Genomic DNA, 24,395 nt, shown 5'->3' with positions numbered 1-24,395 from the left:
TGCATGGCCGCCATCGGGCACATAGTCGCGCGTACCCCTTCCGGCGAGGTCCTGTCGCGCGCGCAGCAGCGCGCAATGCTCGTTCCGGATTGCCTCGTCGAGGCGCGCAGGATTGCCAACACGGTGATTTCAGGCTGGCATGGCCGGCGCAAACGCGGCATCGGCGAAAATTTCTGGCAGTTCCGCCCCTATAGCGAAGGCGAAAGCCTGTCGCGTATCGACTGGCGGCGCTCGGCCCGCGACGACCATACCTATGTGCGCGATCGCGAATGGGAGGCCGCCCATACCATATGGCTCTGGGCCGATCTCTCGCCCTCGATGATGTACAAGTCGACGCTCGGCGCCGTTTCCAAGGAAAGCCGTGCGCTGGTGCTGATGCTGGCGCTTGCCGAAATTCTCGCCCGCTCCGGCGAACGGATCGGCTGCCCCGGCGTCATGGAACCGGTGTCGGCGCGCAACGCCGCCGAACGGCTGGCAACCGCGATCATGCTGAGCCCGCTCGCCGAGGGACTTCCTGAGACCGGCATGATCCGCAACGCCAGTGATCTGGTGCTGATCGGAGATTTTCTCGACCCCGCCGAAAAGGTGATGGAGCGCCTTGCGCCGCTCGCGCGCCGCGGCTTCCGCGGACATATGGTCGAGATCGCCGATCCTGCGGAAGAGGTCTTCCCCTATGCCGGGCGAACCGAATTCACCGACCCGGAAACCGGGGAAAAACTGACTGCGGGGCGCGCCGAGATTTTGCAAGAAGATTATCAGCGCGCCTATCTCGCCCGCCGCGACAGCCTCGGCTCGAGCCTCCGGCACCTCGGCTGGACCTTCATTCCGCATCGGACCGACCGCCCCGCGTCCGAGGCACTGGTAGCCGTGCACATGTATCTTTCAGGAATGCCCGGAAGGGCAACGCATGGAGGCCTGCTATGATCGGCGGTCTCGCCTTCGTCTTCGCCAATCCCGCCATGCTGGCCGCGCTTGTAGCGCTGCCGGTCATCTGGTGGCTTTTGCGGATGACGCCGCCGCGGCCGGCGGCCGAGGTCTTTCCGCCGCTGCGCATTCTCGCCTCGGTTCTGAAGCGCGAGGAGACCCCCTCGAAAAGCCCCTGGTGGCTGACGCTTCTCAGGATGCTGATGGCGGCCGCCGTCATTTTTGCAATTGCCGACCCGGTCTTCAACCCGCGCAGCAATACGCTCGCCTCCTCCGGCCCTCTCGCGCTCTTGATCGACAACAGCTGGGCGACGGCGCCCGATTGGGAGCGCCGCATCGAAGCCGCCTCGGCGCTGATCGACGACGCGGAGGCAAGAGACCTTGCGGTCTCGATCGTCTTCACCGGCGATCGGCAGCACGATGCGACGCCGGGATCGGCAGGGGCCGCGCGCAACCGCCTCGCCGCCGCATCGCCTGAACCGCTTCCGGCCGACCGTCGCTCCGCGATCGCGGCAATGCAAACGGCCTTCGAAAGCGCCGCACCCGGAACGCTCGCCTTCGTCACCGACGGCATAGAAGCGACGGAAGGCAAGACGATGGAGGCGCTCGCGGGAATTCGCGCCGCCAACCTTCGGTTGATCGAGGCCGACGGCAGTCAAGCAATTGCCCTCACCAACAGCAGCAACGAATCCGCAGGCATGTCGGTGACGGCGAGCCGGTTGAAAACCGATGATCGCCGTTCCGTGTCGATCGTCGCTTACGATACGCGTGGCCGCGCGATCGCGGACGGCACGATCGATTTCGCGCCCAATGAAGCGGTTGCAAAGGGAACGATCACCGCGCCTTTCGAGCTGCGCAACGATTTCGCGCGCATCGGCATCGAGGGTGCCGCGACCGCCGGCGGCGTCCACCTGCTCGACGACGGCTTCCGCCGCCGCCGTGTCGCCCTCTTGAGCGGCGAGGCCCGAGACCTTTCCCAACCGCTGCTCTCGCCGCTCTACTACATCAACCGGGCGCTCGCCCCTTATGCCGATCTCGTCGAACCCCGCGAGACCGACCTTGCCGTCGCCATTCCGGAACTTTTGGAACAACGACCTTCGGTCCTGATCATGGCCGATATCGGCCGCCTGCCGGAAGAGATGTACCCGCTGATGAAGAAGTGGATCGACAACGGCGGCACCCTGATCCGCTTTGCCGGGCCGCGCCTTGCAGCAGCACCGGCCGACGACCCGCTGGTGCCCGTGACGCTGAGGCAGGGCGAGCGGGCGCTTGGCGGCGCGCTTTCCTGGTCGGAGCCGCAGCCGCTCGCCGCCTATCCTGGCAACAGCCCCTTTGCCGGCATGGCCCGTCCCACCGACATCTTGATCAAGCGGCAGGTCCTGGCCGAACCGACAGCGGATCTGGTCGAGCGGACCTGGGCAAACCTCGCCGACGGAACGCCTTTGGTGACGACGGCCGGACAAGGGGCCGGACGCATCATCCTGTTCCATGTCAGCGCCGAGGCAACCTGGTCGAACCTGCCGATTTCCGGGCATTTCGTGGAAATGCTTCGCCGCAGCGTGCAGCTTTCGCGCAGCGGCGGCGTCGCGAGCGAAGGCAAGACACAGGCGCAGACATTGGCGCCCTACCGGCTGCTGAACGCCGACGGTGTCCTCGTCGCCGAAACCGGCAATGCGCGGCCGCTCGACATCGTCCCGGGCAAGGCACCGCTTGCAACTCCGGAAAACCCGCCGGGGCTTTACGGCTCCGAAGACGGCTTCACGGCGTTGAACCTGCTCCCCCGCGATGCCGAACTCAAAAAGATCGACATGGTGGCTGCAGGCCCGCATACCTCCGAACGGCTGACTGGCGCGGAAAGCTGGTCGCTGAAGCCTGCTCTCCTGACGCTGGCACTGCTGCTGCTCCTTGCCGACGCCGTCGTCGTCCTCTTCATGAGCGGTGCCTTTTCGCGCGTTCGAATAGCAAGGACCGCTGCCACAATACTCTTCGTGCTGTGCGGCACCCTTGTCCTCCTTCCACCGCAGGCGTTCGCGGATGACGCGCGTCCGGATGACCAACGCGTCCTCGAACGCCTCGACACGACCCATCTCGCCTATGTCGTCACCGGCGAAGACGAGGTCGACCGCCTCTCCGAACGCGGCCTCATCGGCCTCACGGATTTCCTCACCTATCGCACGACGCTCGAGCCGGGCGCGCCCGTCGGGCTCGACATTTCCAAGGACGAGCTCAGCCTTTACCCGATCATCTACTGGCCGATTTCCGCCAATGCGCCGATGCCGAGTCCGCAGGCTGTAAGCCGCATCGACGCCTATATGCGCGCGGGCGGCACGGTGCTCTTCGATACGCGCGACCAGTTTTCCTCGTTGGGCGCCTCTTCGAGCGGGACGAGCGCGAACACCGAACGGCTGCAGGCGATTCTGGGCAATCTCGACATTCCGCCGCTGGAGCCCGTTCCGGGTGATCATGTGCTGACCAAGGCCTTCTATCTGCTCTCGAATTTTCCAGGGCGCTACACCGGCAGTCCGCTCTGGATCGAGGCGCAGCTCGACAACCGTGAAGAGGTAAGCGACCGCCCAGCCAGGTCCGCGGACGGCGTCACGCCGATCATGATCACCGGTAACGACTTTGCCGGCGCCTGGGCCGTGGATACGAATGGCGTCGCGCTCCTGCCGACGGTTCCGCCGGACGAGATGCAGCGCGAATATGCCTTCCGCTCCGGCGTCAACATCATGATGTATATGCTGACCGGCAACTACAAGGCCGACCAGGTGCACGTGCCCGCCCTGCTCGAGCGGCTCGGTCAGTGAGGATCGTTCGATGACCGTCGACTTTGCACCGTTTCTTCCCTGGCCCTATTTCGCGGCGCTGACGCTCGTCGCGGCCGCGCTCGCGGCGCTCGGCCTCTGGCGTCGCGTTCGCGGCGCCTGGTTGCGGACGGCCGCGCTAGCAGCGTTCTGCCTGGCGATTGCCAATCCGTCTGTTTTCCAGGAGGAGCGCGAGCCGCTCTCGACCATCGTTGCGATCGTCGTCGATCGCAGCCAAAGCCAGGACAATGCCGATCGGCGAGAACAGACCGACAGGGCGCTTGCCGACCTCAAGGATCGCCTCGCCCACTTTCCGCAGATAGAGACCCGCATCGTCGAGGCCGCAGACGACGCCGAAAGCGAAGCGCCGTCGACGAAGCTCTTCGGTGCATTGACAACAGCGCTTGCCGACGTGCCGCCGGCCCGCGTCGGTGGCGCCGTCTTCATAACCGACGGCCAGATCCATGACGTTCCCGATGTCAATCAGAAGCTCGGTTTGGATGCGCCCATCCATGGCTTGATCAGCGGCAAGCCGGATGAATTCGACCGGCGTATCGAAATCGTCAGCGCACCGCGGTTCGGCATCGTCGGCGAACAGCAGAAAATGACCTTCCGCGTCGTTGACGACGGAGCGGCTCCCGAGGGTGGCGCCGAAGTGACGATCCGCCTCAATGGCAACGAGATCGCCACCGAGCAAGCCGAGCCGGGCACGGATGTGCCCTTCAGCTTCACCGTCCCGCGCGGCGGCAACAACATCCTCGAATTCGCGGTGAACCCCATCGCGGGCGAAGTGACGGAGGTCAACAACCGCGCCGTCCACGTGCTCGACGGGATCCGGGAGAACCTACGCGTACTGCTGGTTTCCGGTGAGCCGCACGCGGGCGAGCGCGCTTGGCGCAATCTGCTGAAATCCGATGCAGCGGTGGACCTCGTCCACTTCACCATTCTGCGTCCGCCGGAAAAACAGGACGGTACGCCGATCAACGAACTTTCGCTGATCGCCTTCCCGACGCGCGAGCTCTTCGTCGACAAGATCAGCGAGTTCGATCTGATCATCTTCGATCGCTACCAGCATCGCGGCGTGCTGCCGATCCTCTACTACGACAACATCGCGCAATATGTGCAGAACGGCGGCGCCCTGCTGATCGCCGCCGGCCCGGAACACGCCGGCGACGACTCGATTGCCGCCACGCCGCTTTCGGCGGTTCTTCCCGCGAGCCCCACCGGTGCCATGAATGAGAAGGCTTTCTTCCCCCGCCTTTCCGAGGAGGGAAAGAAGCATCCGGTGACGCGCGGTCTCGAAGGCGCAGCGAGCGAACCTCCGGGCTGGGGTCGATGGTTCCGCACGGTCGACGTCGACCGCCCCCTCGGGCAGACGGTAATGGAAGCGGCAGACGGAAAGCCGTTGCTCGTCCTCAACCGCGTCGGCAAGGGGCGTGTCGCGATGCTTTTGTCCGACCAAGGTTGGCTGTGGGCGCGCGGCTTCGAAGGCGGCGGACCGCATGTTTCGCTCTATCGTCGCACGGCCCATTGGCTGATGCAGGAACCGGCGCTCGAGGAAGAGGCGCTGACGGCGCGCGCCTCCGGCCGTACGCTGGAAATTACCCGGCAGACGATCGAAGGAGACCCCGGCCAGGCGACGCTCACCTATCCATCGGGCAAGACCGAGGAGGTCACACTCACAGAACGCGAACCGGGTCTCTACAAGGCCGAGGTCAAGACGACCGAAACCGGCCTCTTCGAAGTCGCCAACGACGAGCTGACGACGCTTGTCCATGTCGGCAACGTCGATGCGCCGGAGTTCAAGGCGGCAATCTCCACGGAGGAAAAGCTCCGTCCCTGGGCGGAAAAAACCAAGGGACTCGTGCGGCGGCTGGCGGATGCGGACGGCCCGGTCGACCTTCCTTCGATCCTGCCGGTTCATGGCGCTGTCCGGGTGGCGGACAACGAGCGCCTTTCGTTGCGCATGACCGACGAGACCGTGCTGAAGGGCATCAATTCGCTGTCTCTGTTCTCCAGCCTCTTCGGGCTCGCCGCCCTGCTCTTCCTGATCTCCTCCACCTGGTATCGCGAGGGTCGATAGAGCGGGGTGAGGAAAAGTGTGAGCGGTTTTCCGCCCGGACTCCGCTCTAACTTATTAGAACCGATCGACGCTTCGGCCACACCGATGATGCCTATTCCGCAGCGAGCGGATGCGGAAGCTGCGGGACACTGGCGGAGAGACACGCGCGAATGTGCTGCCGCAGCCAGACGCCGGCCGGATCATTGTCGGAATGCAGCGGCCAGACCATGGTAACCGGCGGAAACCGCAGCGCCAAAGGGACCGGACTAACCTCCAGCCCCAGCAACGGACCATAACGCTCGGCAATGCGCGAAGACACCGTTGCAATCACGGGCGACAAGCTCGCGGTCGCCAGGACGGACATGAAATCAGGGGCGGCGGCGACCACGTTCAGCTCGGTCCCGGCATGTTCAAGTGCATCTTTCACGCACCCATGAAGGCTTTCCGATTGCGAGATCACCACATGGTCGGCCTGGAGATAGGTATCGAGGGTCACCGGATTCGGCAAGGGCAACAGACCGCGATTGAAGCAGCAAAGCACCTCCGCCTCGTAGAGCACTTCGGAGATGTAGCGTGAGGTGGGCGCGTAAGTGCAGCCGACGGCCATGTCGATCGTACCTGCGCTCAGCATCGCATCCACCTCGTCCGGAGTGCACGTCCGCACCAGAAGCCGGATACCGGGGGCCATGCGTCGCAACAGCGCCGTTAAATCCGGAAGCAGCAGAAGCTCGGCCTCGCAGGATAGGCCCAGGCGGAAAATTCGCCGTTCCGTTGCCGGATCAAACACGTCGGCAGCGAGGAGTGCGGCCTGCGCCTGCTTCAGTGCCAGGCGGATCGGCCCGGCCAATGCCCGCGCCCGCGCGGTCGGCTGCATAACCTGGCCAATCCTCACGAAAAGATCGTCCTGAAACAGAACCCTCAACGTAGACAGGTTGTGGCTCATGGCCGGCTGCTGGATTTTGAGGCGGCGAGCCGCCTTGGTCACGCTGCCCTCCTCCATCATCGCATCGAAGGCGATCAACAGATTGAGGTCGAAGGAGCGCAGATTGAAATGATCGATGACTTCCATGACTCGTATCGATTTGATTGCTGACTGCTCCATACATAGCTTCTGCCTGAGGTCTTGCAAGAGCCAGATCAGCAATCAGAGCGGAATGAGGAAAATGTGAGCGGTCTCCCGCCCGCATCCCGCTCCAACTTATCAGGAGTTGAACCTATGCATACGCGCCGATCGATCCTCAAGGGAACCGCCTCTGCTCTCGTCGCGGCGAGTTCGATGCCGGTTATCTCGACCCGCGCCGCGGCCAAAGCGCCCTTCGCAAAGGTCCAGGCTCCCGCTTTCTATCGCATGAAGGTGGGCTCGATCGAGGTGACGGCGGTTTCCGACGGCACGATCCCGATTCCGCTTGCCAGCCTTTACACCAATACGACCGACGAACATGCGCAATCCGCGCTTGCCGCAGCCTTTCAGGGCACGGAGACCGAAACGTCCGTGAACGCATTTCTGATCAACACCGGCGAACGTCTCGTCCTGATCGACGCGGGGACAGGCAGCTATCTCGGCCCGAAGCTTGGCAAGCTGATCCGGAACATCGAGGCATCAGGCTACAAGGCAAGTGATGTCGATGACGTGATCCTCACGCATATCCACACCGACCACTCTGGAGGTCTTTCCGCTGACGGCGAGCGGCTCTTCACGAACGCCATTGTGCGCGTCAACAAGCGCGACGCCGATTTCTGGCTCGACCCCGCCAAACGGGAAGGCGCAACCGGTCCGCTTAAGAACCAGTTTGTCGAAGCGCAGCAAAGCCTCGCGCCCTATCTGGACGCAGGTAGACTGGAGACCTTCGACGACGATGCCGCGCCGGTCGCGGGCATCGGTTCCATCCTGCGCTCGGGCCACACGCCGGGCCATAGCTCGCTGGTGATCGAAAGCGAAGGAGAGAAGATGGTCTTCTGGGGAGATATTACGCACGGCGATGTGCTGCAGTTCGACGAACCGGGCGTCGCCATCGAATTCGATGTCGATCAGCAGAAGGCTGTCGAGTCACGCCGAGCCGCATTCGTCGAAGCAGCATCGGAACGTTATTGGGTCGCCGGCGCGCATATTGCCTTCCCCGGTATCGGTCACCTGCGCACCGACGACACGAATTACGACTGGGTACCGGTCAACTACGCGGCTGATTGATCCAAAAACGGAAAGAGTGCAAGCTTGCGCTTGCAGTCTCAGACAGCGATCCGGTGGCACCACCGGATCGCTGTTGCCGCTTCTGATGACACCAATTTTCTTCGGATACTGTCAGTTGAAAATGCGAGGACCGGTGACCGACGGAAACATCGTAATTTCAGATCTTCGCGCCGTCCCGCACTTTGCGGATGCGATTGCCGATCGCGTCTGGCGAGCTTGGTGGAAACCGAAAGGATTCCCTCTGGAGCATGTCGCCGGTTTGGTCCGCGAGAATCTCGGAAGCGGTCCGCTACCCCTGGCGATCGTCGCCCATCGGGGTTCAACCTTCGTCGGAACCGCCTCGGTTATCGCATCCGACATGGAGGAGCGGCCTCAATATACACCCTGGGTCGCCGCCGTTTGGGTGGACCCGACGTTTCGGCGGCAAGGCATCGGCGGCATCATCGTCGGCCATGCCGCGCGCGCCGCCTTCGCAGCGGGCGCCGATATCGCCTACCTCTGCGCCGTGCCAGCAAAAAGTGCCTTCTACCAAGGACTTGGCTGGTCGTTGCATGAGCAGGATGTGGGAGACCACCGGCTCGACGTGTTCACGCTCAAGCCGATCTGATTGCCTGTCTGTCAAATCAGGCGGCAGCACCTTCGGCCTGCGCCTCTACGGCGAGTTCGGCCACCGGAGCGGCGCTGTCGTTCCGCCAGCGGATTACGCCGCTGAGCCGCGCGTGGACGTCCGCCGCCATCGGCACGACGAGAACTCTCGCTGGATCCACCGGCCCTGGAAATTCGAGCGCACCGTAGTGGACCTTCTCGAACCCGAGCGGCTGATAATAGGGCGGATCGCCGACGAGGATCACCGCCTCGGAGCCCTTCCGCCGCGCAGCCTCGACGGCAATGCGCACGAGTTCGCGACCGATGCCCCGGTTCTTGTGCGACGGCCGCACCGCGAGCGGGCCAAGCAGGTGTCCTTTCACAGGCCCGGCCGTGACCGGCGTCATCCGCACGGAGGCGATCGTCTCGCCATCGTCGGCACAGATGAAGGACAGCGAACGATCATGGGGACCCTGCTCGCGAATACGGGCAGCGGCGCGCACGAACCGCCCGGGGCCAAAGGCTTCTTCGTTGATGATTTCGATGGCTGCGTCGTGTGACGCGTCTTCAGTCAGATAGACGATGTCGTGCTTTTTCATGGATATCGGGAACCAAGCATGCGAACGGACAATAAGGATGGCTCGCCCCGAAAAGGGCGTGTGGCAGCATCAGCGTCGTCGCAGGTTTCCCGACAGGATCATGGTTACGGTCGTTCCGAACACGAAAAATTTCCGGACTCGCGATAGCAGAAAATCGCCGCCTGTCAAAGCCCAAAACGCACTGTTCAAAAATTGACGCCTATTACCGTTCCACTGCTGCGTTATCTATAAACGATGAGAGAAAACGTGAAGGAGTTGGTTGTATGGGCAGACTGGTGAACGGAGTCTGGCAGGACGTCTGGTACGACACCAAGGCGACGAAAGGCCATTTCAAGCGCAGCGAGGCGCAGTTCCGCAACTGGATCACCGCCGACGGATCGCCTGGCCCCTCCGGCGCAGGCGGCTTCGTGGCCGAGCCGAACCGTTATCATCTTGATGTCTCGCTTGCATGCCCCTGGGCTCACCGCACACTGATTTTCCGTAAGCTCAAGAAGCTTGAGAACATCATCTCGGTCTCCGTCGTCGATCCTTTGATGCTGTCCAACGGCTGGGAGTTCAAAGGCGAGAATGGCGGCACGGTCGACCATCTCTTCGGTTCCGAGACCCTTTGGCAGATTTATGTTCGCGCCGACCCCGGTTATTCCGGCCGAGTGACCGTGCCCGTGCTCTGGGACAAGAAGACGAACACGATCGTCTCCAATGAATCGGCCGAAATTATCCGCATGTTCAATTCGGCCTTCGATCATCTCACCGGGTCGACCGAGGATTTCTGCCCAGCGGAACTGCGCGGTGAAATCGACGAACTCAACGCGCGCATTTATGACGCCGTCAACAACGGCGTCTACAAGGCCGGCTTCGCGACCAGCCAGCAGGCCTATGACGAGAGCGTGACGGCCTTGTTCGCCATGTTGGATGAACTGGAGGATCGCCTCGCCTCACAGCGGTATCTCACCGGAAATCGCACCACGGAGGCTGACTGGCGCCTGTTCACGACGCTGGTGCGGTTCGACCCGGTATATGTCGGCCATTTCAAATGCAACATCCGGCGCATTGCCGACTATCCGAATCTCTACGGATACCTGCGCGACCTCTACCAGGTGCCGGGCGTGTCCGACACGGTGAACATGCGCCATATCAAGGAGCACTATTACCGCAGCCACACGATGATCAACCCGACGGGCGTCGTGCCGGCCGGCCCGGTGGTGGACCTTACGACGCCGCACGGACGCGATCGCCTTGACGATGCGAGACGTACAAGCGAGACCGCAAGGCGAGCGGCCGCCGGCACGCATTGACGCTCACCAGAACGTGTCCTGCTCCTCCGTTCCCGCGAGTTCTGCAATCCGCCGGCGCGTCGCGGGCGTCGTGTCCGCCGGCAGTTCGTCGAGCGCGAAGAAGCCGGCAGCGGCTATCTCCAGATCAGGAACCTTCGGTTGTTGCTGGCGGACATTGTCGCAACGGAAGAAGATGACGTGATCGCGCTTGCTGGTGCCCCGGTTGTAATAGACCTGCACCAGTAGCGGCGGCGACGTCAGTTCCAGATTGCCTTCTTCCCTCAGTTCGCGTGCGAGCCCCTCCACCGCGGTCTCATGGCGGTCGAGGCCGCCACCCGGCAGGTGCCATCCGGGAAGATAGGAATGCCTGACGAGGAAGATCCGCCCTTCGCCGTCGAAGCAGGCGGCGCGCACGCCAAGTGTCATGCCGCGCGAGAGCGCGAAATAGACATGTGCGAACCGCGTCAGCAGGCGAATTCGCCAGTTGCGCAATTCCGCCGGTCGGTCCTGCTCCAAACACGTCCTCCTGTGGGCCGCGGTTCTCACGCGAAATCGTTACGAACTGGTGATTCCACTCTGGCGGAATATGCGCTAGACGGGGGCGATGTTCAAACTCGCGCATATTTCGGACGTTCATCTCGGACCCTTGCCGGATCTGTCCCTGAGGGAACTTGCTTCCAAGCGGATCACCGGCTTCGTCAACTGGCACAGAAACCGGGCGCGCCATCTCTTTCCCGGCACGCTCGCGTGCCTGATGGACGACATCGAGAAGCGCAATCCCGACCATCTCGCCATCACGGGAGATCTCGTGAACCTCGCTTCATCCCTGGAGATCGAGGCTATGACGGCGTGGCTTTCGCAAGCGGGCGACCCCGGGGATATCTCCATCGTACCGGGCAATCACGATGCCTATGTGCCAGGAGCCTACGAGAAGACGACGCGCGCCTGGTACGCTTACATGCGGGGTGACGAGGATCCGCCCGGCTGGGCCCGCAGTCATCACTGCTTTCCTTATGTGCGCGTGCGCGGCTCGGTGGCACTTATCGGCTGCTCGACAGCCGTCGCGACGCCGCCCTTCGCCGCAAGCGGCTACTTCGGCCAGCGGCAGGCGCGCGCCACGGTCAACCTGTTGCGGGCGGCAGGCGAGGCTGGGCTCTTCCGAGTCGTGCTGATCCACCACCCGCCGATCCGTGGCGCGACTTCCATGCACAAGCGCATGATCGGCATTCGCCGTTTTGCGGCGACCATCTCGTCGGGCGGCGCCGAACTGGTACTTCACGGCCATACCCATCTCAACACGGTTTACTGGTTGAAAGGGCCGACTGCGCCGGTCCCGGTCGTCGGCATTGCCTCGGCGTCGCAGGGGCCGGGCGGCAGCAAGCCGGCAGCCGCCTATAATCTCTTCTCGATAGCAGGCGAGCCGGGCAACTGGCAGCTCAGCCGCGAGCGCTACACGCTCAATGCCGACGCGACCGGCGTCGAACTCGCCGAAACCACCCGTTTCTAGGCTCGGCCGTCCGCGATAAGGACCAACGTCAAAGAAAAATCCTACGGGGACGAATAATTCGTCATGCCTGTGCGTCATATTGCGGTTCGGGTGCGGCAGCCTGCGAGACGCACGTGCGTCGGTGGGGTCACCGGCCGTGCTGCGCGACGTTCGAGGGAGACAGGCACGATGTATCGAAAAACGACTTTCCTTGTCCTTGCTGCATTCATGGCTTCGATCGCGAGCCAGTCGGCCATGGCCATCGGTGAAGATACCAGCGAGCCGCCGCGCAAGACCAAGACGACCACCCAGTGCAAGAACGGCAAGATCTGGGATGCGCGCAAGGGCCAGTGCGTCAACGCGAAGAAAAGCGGTCTCAGCGACGATATTCTGTTCGAGGCCGCGCGCGAACTTGCCTATGCCGGCCAGTACGAGAATGCGATCAAGGTGCTCGGCGCGGTAAGCGATCAGCGCGGTGCCCGCGTCCTCAACTATCTCGGCTACGCCAATCGCAAGGCCGGGCGCATTGAACTCGGCATGCAATTCTACAAACGCGCCCTTCAGGCCGACGAGAACTACATCCTCGCCCGATCCTACCTCGGCCTGGCCCTGGTCGAGCAAGGCCGGATCGAGGAAGCAAAGGTGCAACTCGTCGAGATTCGTGATCGCGGCGGTGAAAATACCTGGGCCTACAAGGCTCTGCTCCAATCCCTCGGTGGCACCCGCCATCATTACTGACCGCGACGGCCCACTTTCTACGCCGTGTAGCACCGCCTTCTGCCGCCGCCCGCCTGCGGCGGAAGGGAGCAGGCAGCCGGAAACGACGCCGGAATGCAAAAACCTGTTTCCGTTCCGGCTCTTCCCTTGCAGACTTCGGATCAAATGTTTCATATCATTGGGCAGTGCGTTTCGCACGGTGAATAGATGCCCGATCCGGTACGTCTCATTGGAAGAGCAATGCGCCCAGCGGCAGAGACGAAAGACTTCAGACGGGATTTGGTCAGCCTGCTGCCCAAATTGCGCCGTTTCGCGATGACGCTGACGCGCAACGCCAACGACGCCGATGACCTTGTCCAGGAGGCTTGCGAGCGGGCCATCGCGCGCAGCCATCTATGGAACGGGGAAGGCCGGCTGGAAAGCTGGGTCTATGCCATGACGCGCAATCTCTGGGTCGACGAAGTCCGCAAGCGCAAGGTCCGCACCGGCGGCGGCGCGGTCGACATTTTCGATCAGAGCGAACTGCGTGTGGAAGCCGTTGCCGAAAAGGCGGTCTATGCTAACCAACTGCAGAAGATGATCTTGTCCATGCCGGAAGGCCTCGCCAGCGTCTTCCTCCTGATCAATGTCGAAGGGCACAGCTACCGCGAGACCGCAGATATTCTCGGCGTGCCGATCGGGACCGTGATGAGCAGGCTGTCCACCGCCCGCCTGAGGCTCGCCGCCATGCTGTCCGAGAATACCGAAAGGAGGGCCTGACCATTGCAGCAGACGACAGGTCAAGCGCTTGAGGTTCGGTTATCCGCCTATATCGACGGCGAGCTCGGCGAGGCCGAGAGGGCCGAACTCGACGCGTTGCTGGCGCGTGATGAGGACGCCAAGGTCATGCTCGAGAAGCTCAAAGCCGGCAGCGCCTTTGGCAACAAGGCCTTCGAGGATTTCCTTCATGATCCAGTGCCGTTGGCGCTGGTGCGCCAGATCAAGCAGGGGCCCGGCATCAATCCGAGGTCCGAGCGCGTAGCAACGGCCAACCTGCCGGCTCCCACCATTCGCGTCTGGCCGCGGGTCATGGCCGCGGCCGTGGCACTATTGCTTCTCGGCGGCGCTGTCGGCTTCATCGTTGGTAGCACGCAGTACGTGGCCGAACCCGAAGGCAGCGCCTCCACGCGTCCATGGATCGATGAGATCGCCGACTACCATCGCATCTATTCCCGGCAGAAGGAGCACCTTGTCGAGGCGCCTGCGTCGGACGGGCCGAAGATCGAGACCTGGCTCGCCTCCAGCGTCGGCATCGGCTTCAAGACCCCGGATCTCGCAAGCAAGGGCCTCGCCTTCGAGGGTGCAAGGCTGTTGGTGGTTGATGGCAAGCCCGTCGGCCAGCTCGTCTACCGTGACCGCGAGGGCGATATCTACGCGATCTGCTTCCTCAAGGGCGGAGACAAACCGCAAACGGATCAGTTCCGCGAGGATATACGCGACAACCTCGGACTGATCTCCTGGCAGAAAGGCGATGCATCCCTGGTGCTCGTCGGCCCGTCCGCGGATGCAGGGCTCCGCGAGCTCGCAGAAGCTGTGGCGGCGAGCATCTGACCACTACAGCGGCGCTGTAAGGCACGGGTTTGCAAAATGAAAAAGCCGCGCGGTCCGAAGAACCGGCGCGGCTTTTCTGCATAGGCTGATGTTGGCGGTCCTTATGCCGCCTTCATCTCCAGCACCCGGTTGGCCGCTGACACGATAGCCTCCAGCGAGGCGGCGACGATGTTGGTGTTGATGCCAACGCCGAACAGCGTGCCGCCGGGATATTCGACCTCGACATAGGCAATGGCCGCGGCATTCGAACCATGCTGCAGCGAATGCTCCGAGTAGTCCGCCACCGAAAGCTCGATGCCGAGATAGATCGACAGTGCGTTGATGAAGCCATCGATCGGGCCGGTACCCTTGCCCTCGATCCGCTTGGTCTCGCCTTTGTCGGTGATCTCCGCGGCAACGACACGCAGGCCGCCCTTGTGCTCTCCGGCGGGATAGGTCTGGTGGTCGACGAATTTGAGCCGCGCGTGGGGCTGCTCCACGTAACGTTCGAGGAAACGGGCATGGATCCGCTTCGACGGGAGTTCCTTCCCCTCCTCGTCGGTTATGCGCTGGATGTCCTCGCGGAACTCGACCTGCAGGTTGCGCGGCAGGTTGATGCCGTAGTCCTCCTGCAGGATATAGGCAATGCCGCCCTTGCCCGACTGGGAATTGATGCGGATGATCGCCTCGTAGCTGCGACCGACGTCGCGCGGGTCGATCGGCAGATAGGGCACCTCCCAGAGCGGCTTGTTTGCCTGCTTGATCGCCTTCATGCCCTTGTTGATCGCGTCCTGGTGCGATCCGGAAAAGGCGGTGTAGACCAGTTCGCCGACATAAGGATGGCGTTCCGGAATGACCATCTGGTTGGAATATTCGTAGACTTCTTTGATCCGCTCGATGTCCGAGCAGTCGAGCTTCGGGTCGACGCCCTGCGTGAACATGTTCAGGGCCAGCGTCACCACATCGACGTTGCCGGTGCGCTCGCCGTTGCCGAAGAGCGTCCCCTCGACGCGGTCGGCGCCCGCCATCAGGCCCAGCTCGGTCGCGGCGATGCCGGTGCCGCGGTCGTTGTGCGGATGCAGCGAGATGATCAGGTTCTCGCGGTTGTCGAGATTTCGGCACATCCACTCGATCTGGTCGGCATAGATGTTCGGCGTCGCCATCTCGACGGTTGAGGGCAAATTGATGATCAGCTTGTTGTCCGGCGTCGGTTTGACGATTTCGGTGACGGCGTTGCAGATCTCCAGCGCCACTTCGAGTTCCGTGCCGGTGAAGCTCTCCGGCGAATACTGGAAACGGTAGCCGCCGCCCGCCTTCGCCGCCATGTCGGTGATCATCTTGGCCGCATCGGTCGCGATCTGCTTGATGCCGGCGACGTCCTTGCCGAACACCACGCGGCGCTGCAATTCGCTCGTCGAATTGTAGAAGTGGACGATCGGCTTGTGCGCGCCCTCGAGCGCCTCGAATGTGCGGGCGATCAATTCCGGCCGGCATTGCACCAGCACCTGCAAGGACACGTCGGCGGGGACATTGCCCTCCTCCACGCACCAGCGTGCGAAGTCGAAATCGGTCTGCGAGGCGGACGGGAAGCCGATCTCGATTTCCTTGAAGCCCATGTCCAGCAGCAGATGGAACATGCGCGCCTTGCGGTCGTGGCCCATTGGATCGACCAGCGCCTGGTTGCCATCGCGCAGATCCACCGAGCACCAGATCGGCGCTTGAGCGATGGTTTTGGACGGCCAGGTCCGGTCAGGCAGCGCGATCTGCGGGTAAGGCTGATATTTCACCGCCGCGTCGGGCATGCCGGCCTTGATGGAATGCGATTTCAGAATCATGTGCAGCTTCTCTTCGTCACTGGGCGTGGCTTGCCGTATGCAATAGCCGATCATCGAAGTCATTGCGATCGCTAACGCCGCGCGGCCGCGCCTTTTGTTTCAGCTCTTTTAGGGATTCGAGGAGCATCTGCCGGCGAGGCTTTTCGGCCGCCGGGCGCTCCTCAGCGAACCCGGCAACCGCGAATAAGGCCGAGAAGAAGAAGCGAGGCAAAGGCGCGGGACGGCGCACGATTGTCATCGTGTCCGGAGAAGATCGCTGCGATCTTATGTACGTTCGCGCCAGTCATGGGGAAAGCCTATACACGGCTTGCCGAAACAGGGCAAGGGAGACATCGCGCCGAAGCCGCTTCATCCGAGAAAGCGAAAAAGGAAGCAAAGAAAAAGGCACCGGCGCGCGGCCGATGCCCTCGATGCTTTTGGCCTTGCCGGGCTCAGACGTCGGCGATCGACGTGATGATCCGCGAAACGAGGCCGTAGGATTGCGCTTCCTCGGCCGAAAGCCAGTAGTCGCGATCGGTATCTTTGGCGATCTTCTCGACCGGTTGGCCGGTTGCTTCGGAGAAGATCTTGTTCAGGCGCTCGTTCATCTTGAGGATTTCGCGAGCCTGGATCTCGATATCGGACGCCATGCCGCGTGTGCCACCGGACGGTTGGTGAAGCAGGAAGCGCGTGTTGGGCAGGCAGAGCCGCCGTTCCTTCGGCGGACCGACATAGATCAGGGCGCCGGCGGAAGCGACCCACCCGGTCCCGATCGTCCAGACCTTCGGCTTCACGAACTTGATCATGTCATGAATGCTGTCGCCGGATTCGACGTGACCGCCGGGAGAATTGACGAAAATGCGGATATCGTCATCGCTGGCGGAAGCGAGCGCCACGAGCTGCGAGCAAACCTTCTGCGCCAGTTCCTGGGTGATCGTGCCGTAGATGAAAATCGAACGCGACTTGAAAAGGTTCGCCTCCGTTTCCTTGCCGAGCGGCAATTCGGTCTTCTTTTCTTCCTGTTCGTCGTCGTTCCGCATTCTTCGGACTCCTCATGAAATGTCTTTAAGTCAGATAATGCGACTCGACGGCGAAGACAATGCAACAGGCACTCGAAGATGGGTTCGGATGGCAGGCGCTGCCGCCATGGTAAATGTTGGAGCTGCAAACGCTGGTTGGATAGCGCGCGAAAGCCCAATAAGATCAGTACGTCATGAGAACGGCGTAGGGACATGCGGCTTGGCTTTCAGCCGAACCGACCATGACCGTTGTACAAAGGAAATCTGAATGCTGGTGATCCGCACCGCCATGCCGCACGAGCTGGAAGCTCTTGCTCAGATCGGTCTATCTGCGTGGCGCAAGGGAATAAAGCCGCTTGTTCCAAAGCCCGTTACGGCGAAGATCGAGCACGGCAATCCGTTCGTTCCGTTCCTCCGGGAGCTCGGCCCGCGCGTGTTGATCGCTGAGATCGATGGAGAACCGGCCGGCATCGGCGCTTGCGAGCACGCAGACGACACCATCAGCGACATCTGGGTAGCCCCCGCCTTCGAAGGGCGAGGCGCCGGATCAGCCCTCATAGCTGCGCTTGAGGCGCAAATCGCTGAGCGGGGACACACTGAGGCGCGGATCCACGTGGCTGCAGCAAACGAACGAGCCCTTCGGCTCTATCAGAACCTTGGATATCGACAGCTTTGGAAGAAGATCACTTTCGATCCCATACTGGAGACCGATCTGGAGAAGATCGGCCTGTCGAAGTCCCTCTAATACATGTCGCCCGCAAGTGTGCAGCGGTTTCGGGACAACGACATGCATGCAAACGAAGACTTGAAGCGCGTCGCGTGACTCCAATTGAATGCGACGCGCTTTAGTGAATTCACCCGCGGCCGCGATAGGTCGGCACACCCTGATCCGGCAACCAGACGCCCTCCGGCGGCGCGCCGGTCTGCCAGAAGACGTCGATCGGAATGCCGCCGCGCGGATACCAATAGGCGCCGATCCTGAGCCACTTCGGCGAAAGCAGCGACACCAGCCGCTTGGCGATGTCGATGGTGCAATCCTCGTGGAAAGCGCCGTGATTGCGGAAGGAGTGCAGGAAGAGCTTGAGTGACTTCGACTCCACGAGCCAACCGTCCGGTAGATAGTCGATGACGATATGCGCGAAATCCGGCTGCCCGGTCATCGGGCAAAGTGAAGTGAACTCCGGCGCTGTGAAGCGGACGACGAAGTCCGTGCCCGCATGATTGCTCGGTACCCTTTCGAGCACCGCCTCGTCCGGGCTCTGCGGCAGGTCGACCTTTGCCCCGAGTTGTGAAAGTCCCGATACGTCCGTTTTTGTCATTTCCTTACTGCTCCACTGATTTTCACGCGCACGCCGTGCGCCTTCTCGCCTTCCGGCTCGACATGTATGGCTATTCTCGCGCCCGGATGAACGACGCGGATAGCGTCCTCCATACGGTCGCAAATGTCATGGGCGTCGCCGACGGGCATGGCTTCCGGTACGACCATGTGGAAATCGACGAAGATCGCCGGGCCCGCCTGCCGCGTCTTCAGATCGTGAACGCCGAGCGAGCCGCCGGCATTTGCCGCGATTGCCTGCTTGATCGCCTCTTCCTCCTCCGCTGGCACGGCCTTGTCCATCAATCCGTCGACCGAACGCGAGATGACCTTCCAACCCTGGAAGAGGATGTTCCCGGCGACGATCACCGCCAGCAGCGGATCGAGGATCGCGTAGCCGGTGGCGATGGCAAGAAGAAGGCCGGCGAGCACGCCCGCCGATGTAACGACGTCGGAGAGAATATGGTGTCCGTCGGCGCTCAGCGCCGGCGAGCGATGTCGCGTGCCGGCGCGGATCAGCAGGTAGGCCCAGATCGCATTGATGATACCGGCGACGAAGTTGATGGCAAGGCCGAGCGCCGGCGCATTCAGCAGGACGGGCGCCATCATCTCGGGTACGGCCTCCCATATGATCAGAAGCGCTGCCACGACGATCAGCACGCCTTCGATGACCGCGGAAAAATACTCCGCCTTGTGATGCCCGAACGGATGGCCAGCATCCGCCGGTTTTGCGGCGTAGCCGATCATCGCATAGGCGATCACCGCAGCGATCACGTTGACGGAAGATTCCAGCCCGTCGGACAGAAGCGCCACCGAACCGGTCACCCACCAGGCGAACATCTTCAGCCCCATGACGCCTAGGGACAGCGGTATGCCCCAAAAGGCGAGCCTCTGGACGCTTCGATTGTCGGATGCGGTCATCTTCATTCCTCGTGCAGATGCAAACGAGTTGCAAATGCAAGCCCATTCAAACGCAAAACCGCCCACGCGAATTTTCGCGCAGGCGGGTTCCAAAGACCATATGGGCAATAACGACCCTCTTGTCAAAGGGCTGCGCGGCGCTGTAGCGCCAACGCCGTTCAAAGGGCGTCAGGCGGCCTTGGTCTTCGCCCGCTTGGCGAGATGCGCCACCACGTTTTCAATCATCCGCATGCCGGCGTCACCGCCAAGGGTCATGATCGATTCCGGATGGAACTGCACCGCCGCCACCGGCTCTTTCATGTGCTCGATGCCCATGATCGTGCCGTCCTCGCTCTCTGCCGTGATCATGAACTCGCGCGGCAGGCTGGAGGGATCGGCAAAGATCGAATGGTAGCGTCCGACCGTCACTTCCCTGCCGAGACCGGAGAAGACGATGCCGGGTTCCAGCACGCGGATGCGCGAAGGCTTGCCGTGCATCGGGATCGCCAGTTGCCTGAGATCGCCGCCATAGGCCTCGGCAAGTGCCTGCAGGCCGAGGCAGACGCCGAAGATCGGCAGCTCGCGCGCCCTCGCCTTCTTGATCGTCGCCTTGCAGTCGAAGTCCTTCGGGGTGCCCGGACCGGGCGAGAGCACGACGAGGTCCGGCTTGACGCGGTCGAGGATCTCGTCGGCAACCGGCGTGCGAACGGTGGTGACGGTCGCGCCCGTCTGCCGGAAATAGTTCGCCAGCGTATGGACGAAGCTGTCCTCGTGGTCGACGAGCAGGATATTGACGCCCGCGCCGACCGGCGCAACGTCACGCCCGACCTTGGCGCTGTTGGCGGATTTGGCGTCGCGGATGGCTGCAATCATGGCGGATGCCTTCAGTTCGGTTTCGGCTTCTTCTTCTTCCGGATTGGAATCGTAGAGCAGCGTAGCGCCCGCCCTCACCTCGGCGATCCCGTCCTTGATGCGGATGGTTCGCAAGGTCAGGCCGGTATTCATGTCGCCATTGAAGCCGACCATGCCGATTGCGCCACCATACCATGCGCGCGGGCTCTTCTCATGGCTCTCGATGAAGCGCATCGCCCAGAGCTTCGGCGCGCCGGTGACCGTCACCGCCCAGGCATGACTGAGGAAGCCATCGAAGGCGTCCATGTCGTCACGCAAGCGGCCCTCTATATGGTCAACCGTGTGGATCAGCCGCGAATACATCTCGATCTGGCGCCGGCCGATCACCTTCACCGAACCCGGAACGCAGACGCGGCTCTTGTCGTTGCGGTCGACGTCCGAGCACATGGTGAGTTCGGATTCGTCCTTCTTCGAATTCAGGAGCTTCAGGATCTGCTCGCTGTCGGCGATCGGGTCGTCACCCCGCTTGATCGTGCCGGAGATAGGGCAGGTCTCGATGCGGCGACCGGAGACCCGGACGAACATTTCCGGCGAGGCGCCGACGAGATATTCCTGGTTTCCGAGGTTGATGAAAAAGGAATAGGGAGACGGGTTTATCGCCTTCAGCCGCTTGGAAATCTCCGAAGGGCGGCTCTCGCAGCGCTCGTAGAATTTCTGTCCCGGCACGACTTCGAAAAGATCGCCACGACGGAAGCTTTCCTTGGCCTTGACCACGAGCTCCGCATATTCGCCCGGCCGATGATCGCCATGCGGCGGAATGCTGTCGACCGTGCGGAACGGCTCCGGCGCGATGTCCGCCGCCTTGCCCTCGGTCGAAAGGCCATCCTTGGCAAAGTCGTAGCGGTCGATCCATGCCTTCGCCGCATAGTGGTCGACGACGAGGATTTCGTCGGGCAGGAAGAGGACCATGTCGCGCTGGTCGTCTGGCCGCTGCAATTTGAGGTCGATCGCGTCGAACTGGAAGGCAAGGTCGTAGCCGAAGGCGCCATAGAAGCCGAGATTGGCATCCTCGGCCGAATGGAAGAGGCTGGTCACTGCGCGAAGGACCGTGAAGACGGTCGGCATCTTCGAGCGCTCCTCCTCGGTGAAGATGCGGTCCGGCTCGTTGATGACGAGATCGAGCCGACGGGCCGTCGACGTGCCAAGCGTGATATCCGCCACGGTTTTCAGATGCTCGCCGATGACCGCGAGCAGCACCTCGCCGCGACCGTTATAGGCTTCGATCCAGAGCGAGCGACCGAAGGAAGAGATGGCGAGCGGAGGATCGACGACGGCGGTATCCCAGCGGGTATAACGGCCGGGATACTCGTAGTTTGAGGAGAAAACCGCGCCGCGCCGCTCGTCGAGCTTGTCGACGCAGGACGAGATCGCGTCCGTGTAGGACGCATCGCGCCGCCTGCGCGTGACGACAATGCCGCCTTCGGTGGTGTAGCTCTCCGCGCCGTCTTCCAGAATTACCGTTGCCATTCGCCTCGCTCCGTAAAAGCCCGGTCTTTCCACACGGCTCTGAATACGAAAAAGCCGCCTCGAAATCTCCGGGCGGCTTCATGTCTCAATCACGCATGACTGGTCAAGGCCGCCTCAGCGAGCCCACCACCAGATCGAGATGTTGCGTGCGTTCATCATGGGCGAAAGTGTTAGCGCGGCTTGCGGGGCTTAGCAAGCGGGAAAACGGCGCGCTGTTTGCCAATCACGCGAGGAAGGGCACCGCTTTGCCGCCGCCCTTCCTCTTTGCGATGGAGAACCGGCTAGAAACGCTGTGTCAGCGAAAACTTGAAGGTTCTTCCAGGCTCCGAATAGAACGCCCTGCCGGGACCCGTAGACGTCAGGGTGACGTCGCGAACGGAGATCGCGTCGTAGTATTCCTTATCGAACAGGTTATAGATGCCCGCGCGCATCGTCAGGCCCTCGACCTTCTCCGGCTTCCACCAACCGGTGAGGTCGAAGATGCCGTAACCCGGAGCCTTGAAGCTGGCATCGGACTTTTCGGACACGTCCTTCGCCGCGATCATCGCCAGCTCCGTTCCCCAGGTTTCGGTCTCGTAGCCGACGGCAAGCACGCCCTTGAGAGGCGCAACCGAACCGAGGCGCTCGTTGGTGTCGAGATCCTTGCCGAGCGCATAGGTGACCGAACCGCGGAGCGTAACGCCGGAATCGAAGATCTTGTGAGCCGCGAGCTCGACGCCGGAGATCTGCACGCGGTTGCGGTTCATGTACTGCGTGACGCCGAAGGGATAATTGATCGGATCTTGGACCGGCGCGTCCACGGAATCGATGAAGTTGCGGTAGCGGTTGTAGAAGCCCGTGATACGGCCTCCGAAATCCGTATCGCCGAGATTGGCGCCGATCTCGACACCGCTGCTCGTTTCCGGTTTCAGATCCGGATTGCCGAGACGGAGATAGGTGCCGGGGGCACCGTAGTCGAGATAGAGCTCGGTTGCGGTCGGAGCGCGGAACGCCATAGCCCACTGGGCAAACAGTTCGATATTGTCCGTTGCCTGATACTTGGCGAGCAACTTCGGAGACAAGGCATCCCCGTCCTGCCCATCCGGCAGACCATTGTAGTTCGGATTACGCGTATAGGCGGCCGTTTCCTGCGGAGAATGCTCGTACCAGTCGTAGCGGAGACCCGGCGTAAGCGAGAAACCGGTTTCTCCGAAGGCGATCTCATCCTGAACAAATATGCCGAAGCGCTTGCTCTCGACGTCCGGCATGTCCGACTGGTTGGAATGCAGGAAGTTGCACGAGCTGAAAGGCGGATAGGGTCCCGGCCCGCAGCTATCCTTGCCCGACGAATATTGCGTCGTGGTGTTGACGTAGAAGTCGCCGCCGAGCGTCACCGTATGGTGGAAGTAACCGGCGTCGAACCCCTTCTCGACATAACCCGCGCTACCAAAACCGCGATCCTCGACTTCGCTCAGACGCTGGTAATCACCTGCCGGAGTAGCATAGCGCACCCCGTGCGTACCGCTCTCACGGATGAGGTCCTGCCAGTAGAACACGGCGTTCGCCGCGTCGAAGAGCGCGTCGTCGTCGGTCGCTTCGAACTCGTAGTTCAGCGAGATTCGATCACGTTTGTTGACTTCCGTGCCATCCCACTCGCCCGGCCGATAGGTCGCGCCGGTCTGCGCATGCCGAAGATCGGTGTCTTCGTCGCGATCGAAACGCTCGCCGGTCAGCGTGAAGCCATGCCCGCTGTCGGTGTATTGCTTGACTTTGACGAGAACGTTGTTCTGGTCGAAATCGGCCGGATTGGCCTCGGTCCGACCGGTGCCGTAGGCGCCGTTGTCGCCGCCGGTCTGGCGTTCGTGCCCCTTCTTGTAGCCGCCCTGAAAGAGGACGGCCGTGTTGTCATAGCGCGCCGCCACGGCAGCGGAACCGCCAAGGCTTTCGTCTTCGCCGTCATAGGCAAACTTGAATATGCCGCCCCAGGTCCTGCCCTCGCCTATCAGATCTTCAGGATCGAGCGTGCGCAACACCACTGCCCCGCCCAGCGCGCCACCGCCGGCACGGCTCGAATCCGCCCCGCGAACAATGTCGACGGTCGACAATTCGCTGAAATCGAAACTGTCGATGCCGCCGTCCGCATCCCTCGCGCCATCGTCGAGATAGGGGATCGCGATACCGTCAATAAGCGTCAATACCCGCGGCCCGTCCAGGCCGCGAATGTTGACGCTGCCGTTGTCCCGGTTGAAATACACGCCCGGCTCGAGCGTTCTGCCGAGATCTTCGAAGCTCGATATCTGATTGTCGTCGAGTTCTTGTTCGGTTACCTGCGAGGCCAGCGGCGTATCGGCCACACCCTCCTGCTCTCCTGTCCTGACCGTCAGCGTCTTCAGCGGCGTTACGCGCCCCTGCTTCTCGGCAGCCGCTGTTTCGTTGCTTGTGATCGATTGTGCATGGGAAGCGGCGGCGCCCGCCAGAGTGACAAACGCCGTGCACGCGAGAAGAGCCAGGCGATGATGCCGGTTGAGCATGGACCAGTCCTTTGAGATGTTGGCCGGGCTTGCTGTTGAGCGGCAAACTCAAGGGGCTGGCTGGGCGGTTTGGATGCCTGCGACGTGTCGGTGCGTCGCCTCATTTAGGCCACATAAAAAAACATGAGTGTAATTGTCAATATAAATCTAGGGGTGCCGGCGCGCGTCCCACTCAAGCTTTCGGCCGGCCTCGTCCTCAGTTTCAGCACAATTTGAAACAGGATTGCTTCTCATGCGTTTTGAGTGCTTC

At 62.1% G+C, this 24,395-nt stretch carries 22 protein-coding genes; 11 read left to right on the top strand and 11 right to left on the bottom strand.

What is annotated here, in order from left to right; all coding sequences use genetic code 11:
- Positions 1-3 precede the first annotated feature (3 nt).
- From ILFOPFJJ_RS05805 to ILFOPFJJ_RS05795, 3 genes are read left to right on the top strand one after another with little or no spacing between them, the layout of a single operon-like run.
- A complete protein-coding gene (locus tag ILFOPFJJ_RS05805; RefSeq protein WP_173509577.1) occupies positions 4-924 on the top strand; it encodes a DUF58 domain-containing protein in 921 nt (306 codons plus the stop codon).
- Entirely contained in the window at positions 921-3,731 is a 2,811-nt protein-coding gene (locus ILFOPFJJ_RS05800; protein WP_173509576.1) for a DUF4159 domain-containing protein, read from the top strand. Before ILFOPFJJ_RS05805 ends, ILFOPFJJ_RS05800 begins: the two co-directional genes overlap by 4 nt.
- Positions 3,732-3,741: 10 nt before the next feature.
- Positions 3,742-5,811 (top strand): hypothetical protein, encoded by a 2,070-nt coding sequence (locus ILFOPFJJ_RS05795; RefSeq protein WP_173509575.1) that lies wholly within the window; start codon positions 3,742-3,744, stop codon positions 5,809-5,811.
- A gap of 91 nt (positions 5,812-5,902) precedes the next feature.
- On the opposite strand, the gene ILFOPFJJ_RS05790 is transcribed toward ILFOPFJJ_RS05795, so the two are convergent.
- Positions 5,903-6,859 (bottom strand): LysR family transcriptional regulator, encoded by a 957-nt coding sequence (locus tag ILFOPFJJ_RS05790; protein ID WP_173509574.1) that lies wholly within the window; start codon positions 6,857-6,859, stop codon positions 5,903-5,905.
- Positions 6,860-7,006: 147 nt separating this feature from the next.
- Between ILFOPFJJ_RS05790 and ILFOPFJJ_RS05785 the strand changes: the two genes are divergently transcribed.
- Entirely contained in the window at positions 7,007-7,978 is a 972-nt protein-coding gene (locus tag ILFOPFJJ_RS05785) for an MBL fold metallo-hydrolase (protein WP_173509573.1), read from the top strand.
- A 121-nt stretch (positions 7,979-8,099) separates the two neighbouring features.
- Positions 8,100-8,585, top strand: coding sequence for a GNAT family N-acetyltransferase (locus ILFOPFJJ_RS05780; RefSeq protein WP_173510166.1), 486 nt, complete (start codon positions 8,100-8,102; stop codon positions 8,583-8,585).
- 16 nt (positions 8,586-8,601) lie between these two features.
- On the opposite strand, the gene ILFOPFJJ_RS05775 is transcribed toward ILFOPFJJ_RS05780, so the two are convergent.
- Positions 8,602-9,162, bottom strand: coding sequence for a GNAT family N-acetyltransferase (locus ILFOPFJJ_RS05775; protein WP_173509572.1), 561 nt, complete (start codon positions 9,160-9,162; stop codon positions 8,602-8,604).
- Between the two features lie 263 nt (positions 9,163-9,425).
- Here ILFOPFJJ_RS05775 and ILFOPFJJ_RS05770 point away from each other — a divergent pair, with 263 nt between their 5' ends.
- Entirely contained in the window at positions 9,426-10,457 is a 1,032-nt protein-coding gene (locus ILFOPFJJ_RS05770; protein ID WP_173509571.1) for a glutathione S-transferase family protein, read from the top strand.
- A gap of 3 nt (positions 10,458-10,460) precedes the next feature.
- Here the strand turns inward: ILFOPFJJ_RS05770 and ILFOPFJJ_RS05765 are convergent, their stop codons facing one another.
- Positions 10,461-10,952: an NUDIX domain-containing protein gene (locus tag ILFOPFJJ_RS05765; RefSeq protein WP_173509570.1), complete on the bottom strand. Its 492-nt coding sequence runs from the start codon at positions 10,950-10,952 to the stop codon at positions 10,461-10,463.
- Positions 10,953-11,040: 88 nt separating this feature from the next.
- Between ILFOPFJJ_RS05765 and ILFOPFJJ_RS05760 the strand changes: the two genes are divergently transcribed.
- The 4 genes from ILFOPFJJ_RS05760 to ILFOPFJJ_RS05745 all read left to right on the top strand — a co-directional run bounded on the left by ILFOPFJJ_RS05760 (position 11,041) and on the right by ILFOPFJJ_RS05745 (position 14,229).
- On the top strand, positions 11,041-11,943 hold the full coding sequence (locus ILFOPFJJ_RS05760) for a metallophosphoesterase family protein (RefSeq protein ID WP_173509569.1): 903 nt from the start codon (positions 11,041-11,043) through the stop codon (positions 11,941-11,943).
- 168 nt (positions 11,944-12,111) lie between these two features.
- A complete protein-coding gene (locus tag ILFOPFJJ_RS05755) occupies positions 12,112-12,660 on the top strand; it encodes a tetratricopeptide repeat protein (RefSeq protein WP_173509568.1) in 549 nt (182 codons plus the stop codon).
- Positions 12,661-12,879: 219 nt separating this feature from the next.
- Positions 12,880-13,398 (top strand): RNA polymerase sigma factor, encoded by a 519-nt coding sequence (locus ILFOPFJJ_RS05750; protein ID WP_173509567.1) that lies wholly within the window; start codon positions 12,880-12,882, stop codon positions 13,396-13,398.
- A gap of 3 nt (positions 13,399-13,401) precedes the next feature.
- Positions 13,402-14,229 (top strand): anti-sigma factor family protein, encoded by an 828-nt coding sequence (locus ILFOPFJJ_RS05745; protein WP_173509566.1) that lies wholly within the window; start codon positions 13,402-13,404, stop codon positions 14,227-14,229.
- A 101-nt stretch (positions 14,230-14,330) separates the two neighbouring features.
- On the opposite strand, the gene leuA is transcribed toward ILFOPFJJ_RS05745, so the two are convergent.
- From leuA to ILFOPFJJ_RS05730, 3 genes are all read right to left on the bottom strand, one after another.
- A complete protein-coding gene (gene leuA / locus ILFOPFJJ_RS05740) occupies positions 14,331-16,043 on the bottom strand; it encodes a 2-isopropylmalate synthase (RefSeq protein ID WP_173509565.1) in 1,713 nt (570 codons plus the stop codon).
- 16 nt (positions 16,044-16,059) lie between these two features.
- The gene (locus tag ILFOPFJJ_RS05735) at positions 16,060-16,281 is read right to left on the bottom strand and encodes a hypothetical protein (RefSeq protein ID WP_173508538.1); all 222 of its coding nucleotides are present in this window, start codon (positions 16,279-16,281) and stop codon (positions 16,060-16,062) included.
- 193 nt (positions 16,282-16,474) lie between these two features.
- A complete protein-coding gene (locus ILFOPFJJ_RS05730; protein WP_173509564.1) occupies positions 16,475-17,062 on the bottom strand; it encodes an ATP-dependent Clp protease proteolytic subunit in 588 nt (195 codons plus the stop codon).
- Positions 17,063-17,309: 247 nt separating this feature from the next.
- On the opposite strand from ILFOPFJJ_RS05730, the gene ILFOPFJJ_RS05725 reads away from it, so the two are divergent.
- Positions 17,310-17,786 (top strand): GNAT family N-acetyltransferase, encoded by a 477-nt coding sequence (locus ILFOPFJJ_RS05725; RefSeq protein ID WP_173509563.1) that lies wholly within the window; start codon positions 17,310-17,312, stop codon positions 17,784-17,786.
- Positions 17,787-17,895: 109 nt separating this feature from the next.
- Here the strand turns inward: ILFOPFJJ_RS05725 and queF are convergent, their stop codons facing one another.
- From queF to ILFOPFJJ_RS05705, 5 genes are all read right to left on the bottom strand, one after another.
- Positions 17,896-18,360 carry a preQ(1) synthase gene (gene queF, locus ILFOPFJJ_RS05720; RefSeq protein WP_173509562.1) on the bottom strand — a complete coding sequence of 155 codons (465 nt, stop codon included), beginning with the start codon at positions 18,358-18,360 and terminating at the stop codon, positions 17,896-17,898.
- Complete coding sequence (locus ILFOPFJJ_RS05715; protein ID WP_173509561.1) at positions 18,357-19,277, bottom strand: cation diffusion facilitator family transporter; 921 nt, start codon at positions 19,275-19,277, stop codon at positions 18,357-18,359. The genes queF and ILFOPFJJ_RS05715 overlap by 4 nt, the downstream gene beginning before the upstream one ends.
- 168 nt (positions 19,278-19,445) lie before the next feature.
- Complete coding sequence (locus tag ILFOPFJJ_RS05710) at positions 19,446-21,635, bottom strand: anthranilate synthase (RefSeq protein WP_173509560.1); 2,190 nt, start codon at positions 21,633-21,635, stop codon at positions 19,446-19,448.
- A gap of 114 nt (positions 21,636-21,749) precedes the next feature.
- Positions 21,750-21,794 carry a trpE operon leader peptide TrpLE gene (gene trpLE, locus ILFOPFJJ_RS34660; protein WP_184108869.1) on the bottom strand — a complete coding sequence of 15 codons (45 nt, stop codon included), beginning with the start codon at positions 21,792-21,794 and terminating at the stop codon, positions 21,750-21,752.
- Between the two features lie 122 nt (positions 21,795-21,916).
- Positions 21,917-24,145 (bottom strand): TonB-dependent hemoglobin/transferrin/lactoferrin family receptor, encoded by a 2,229-nt coding sequence (locus ILFOPFJJ_RS05705; RefSeq protein WP_173509559.1) that lies wholly within the window; start codon positions 24,143-24,145, stop codon positions 21,917-21,919.
- Between the last annotated feature and the right edge of the window lie 250 nt (positions 24,146-24,395).

The sequence above is a fragment of the Sinorhizobium psoraleae genome (assembly GCF_013283645.1).
Lineage (GTDB): Bacteria > Pseudomonadota > Alphaproteobacteria > Rhizobiales > Rhizobiaceae > Sinorhizobium > Sinorhizobium psoraleae.
This window is presented reverse-complemented; position numbering and strand designations above follow the sequence as displayed.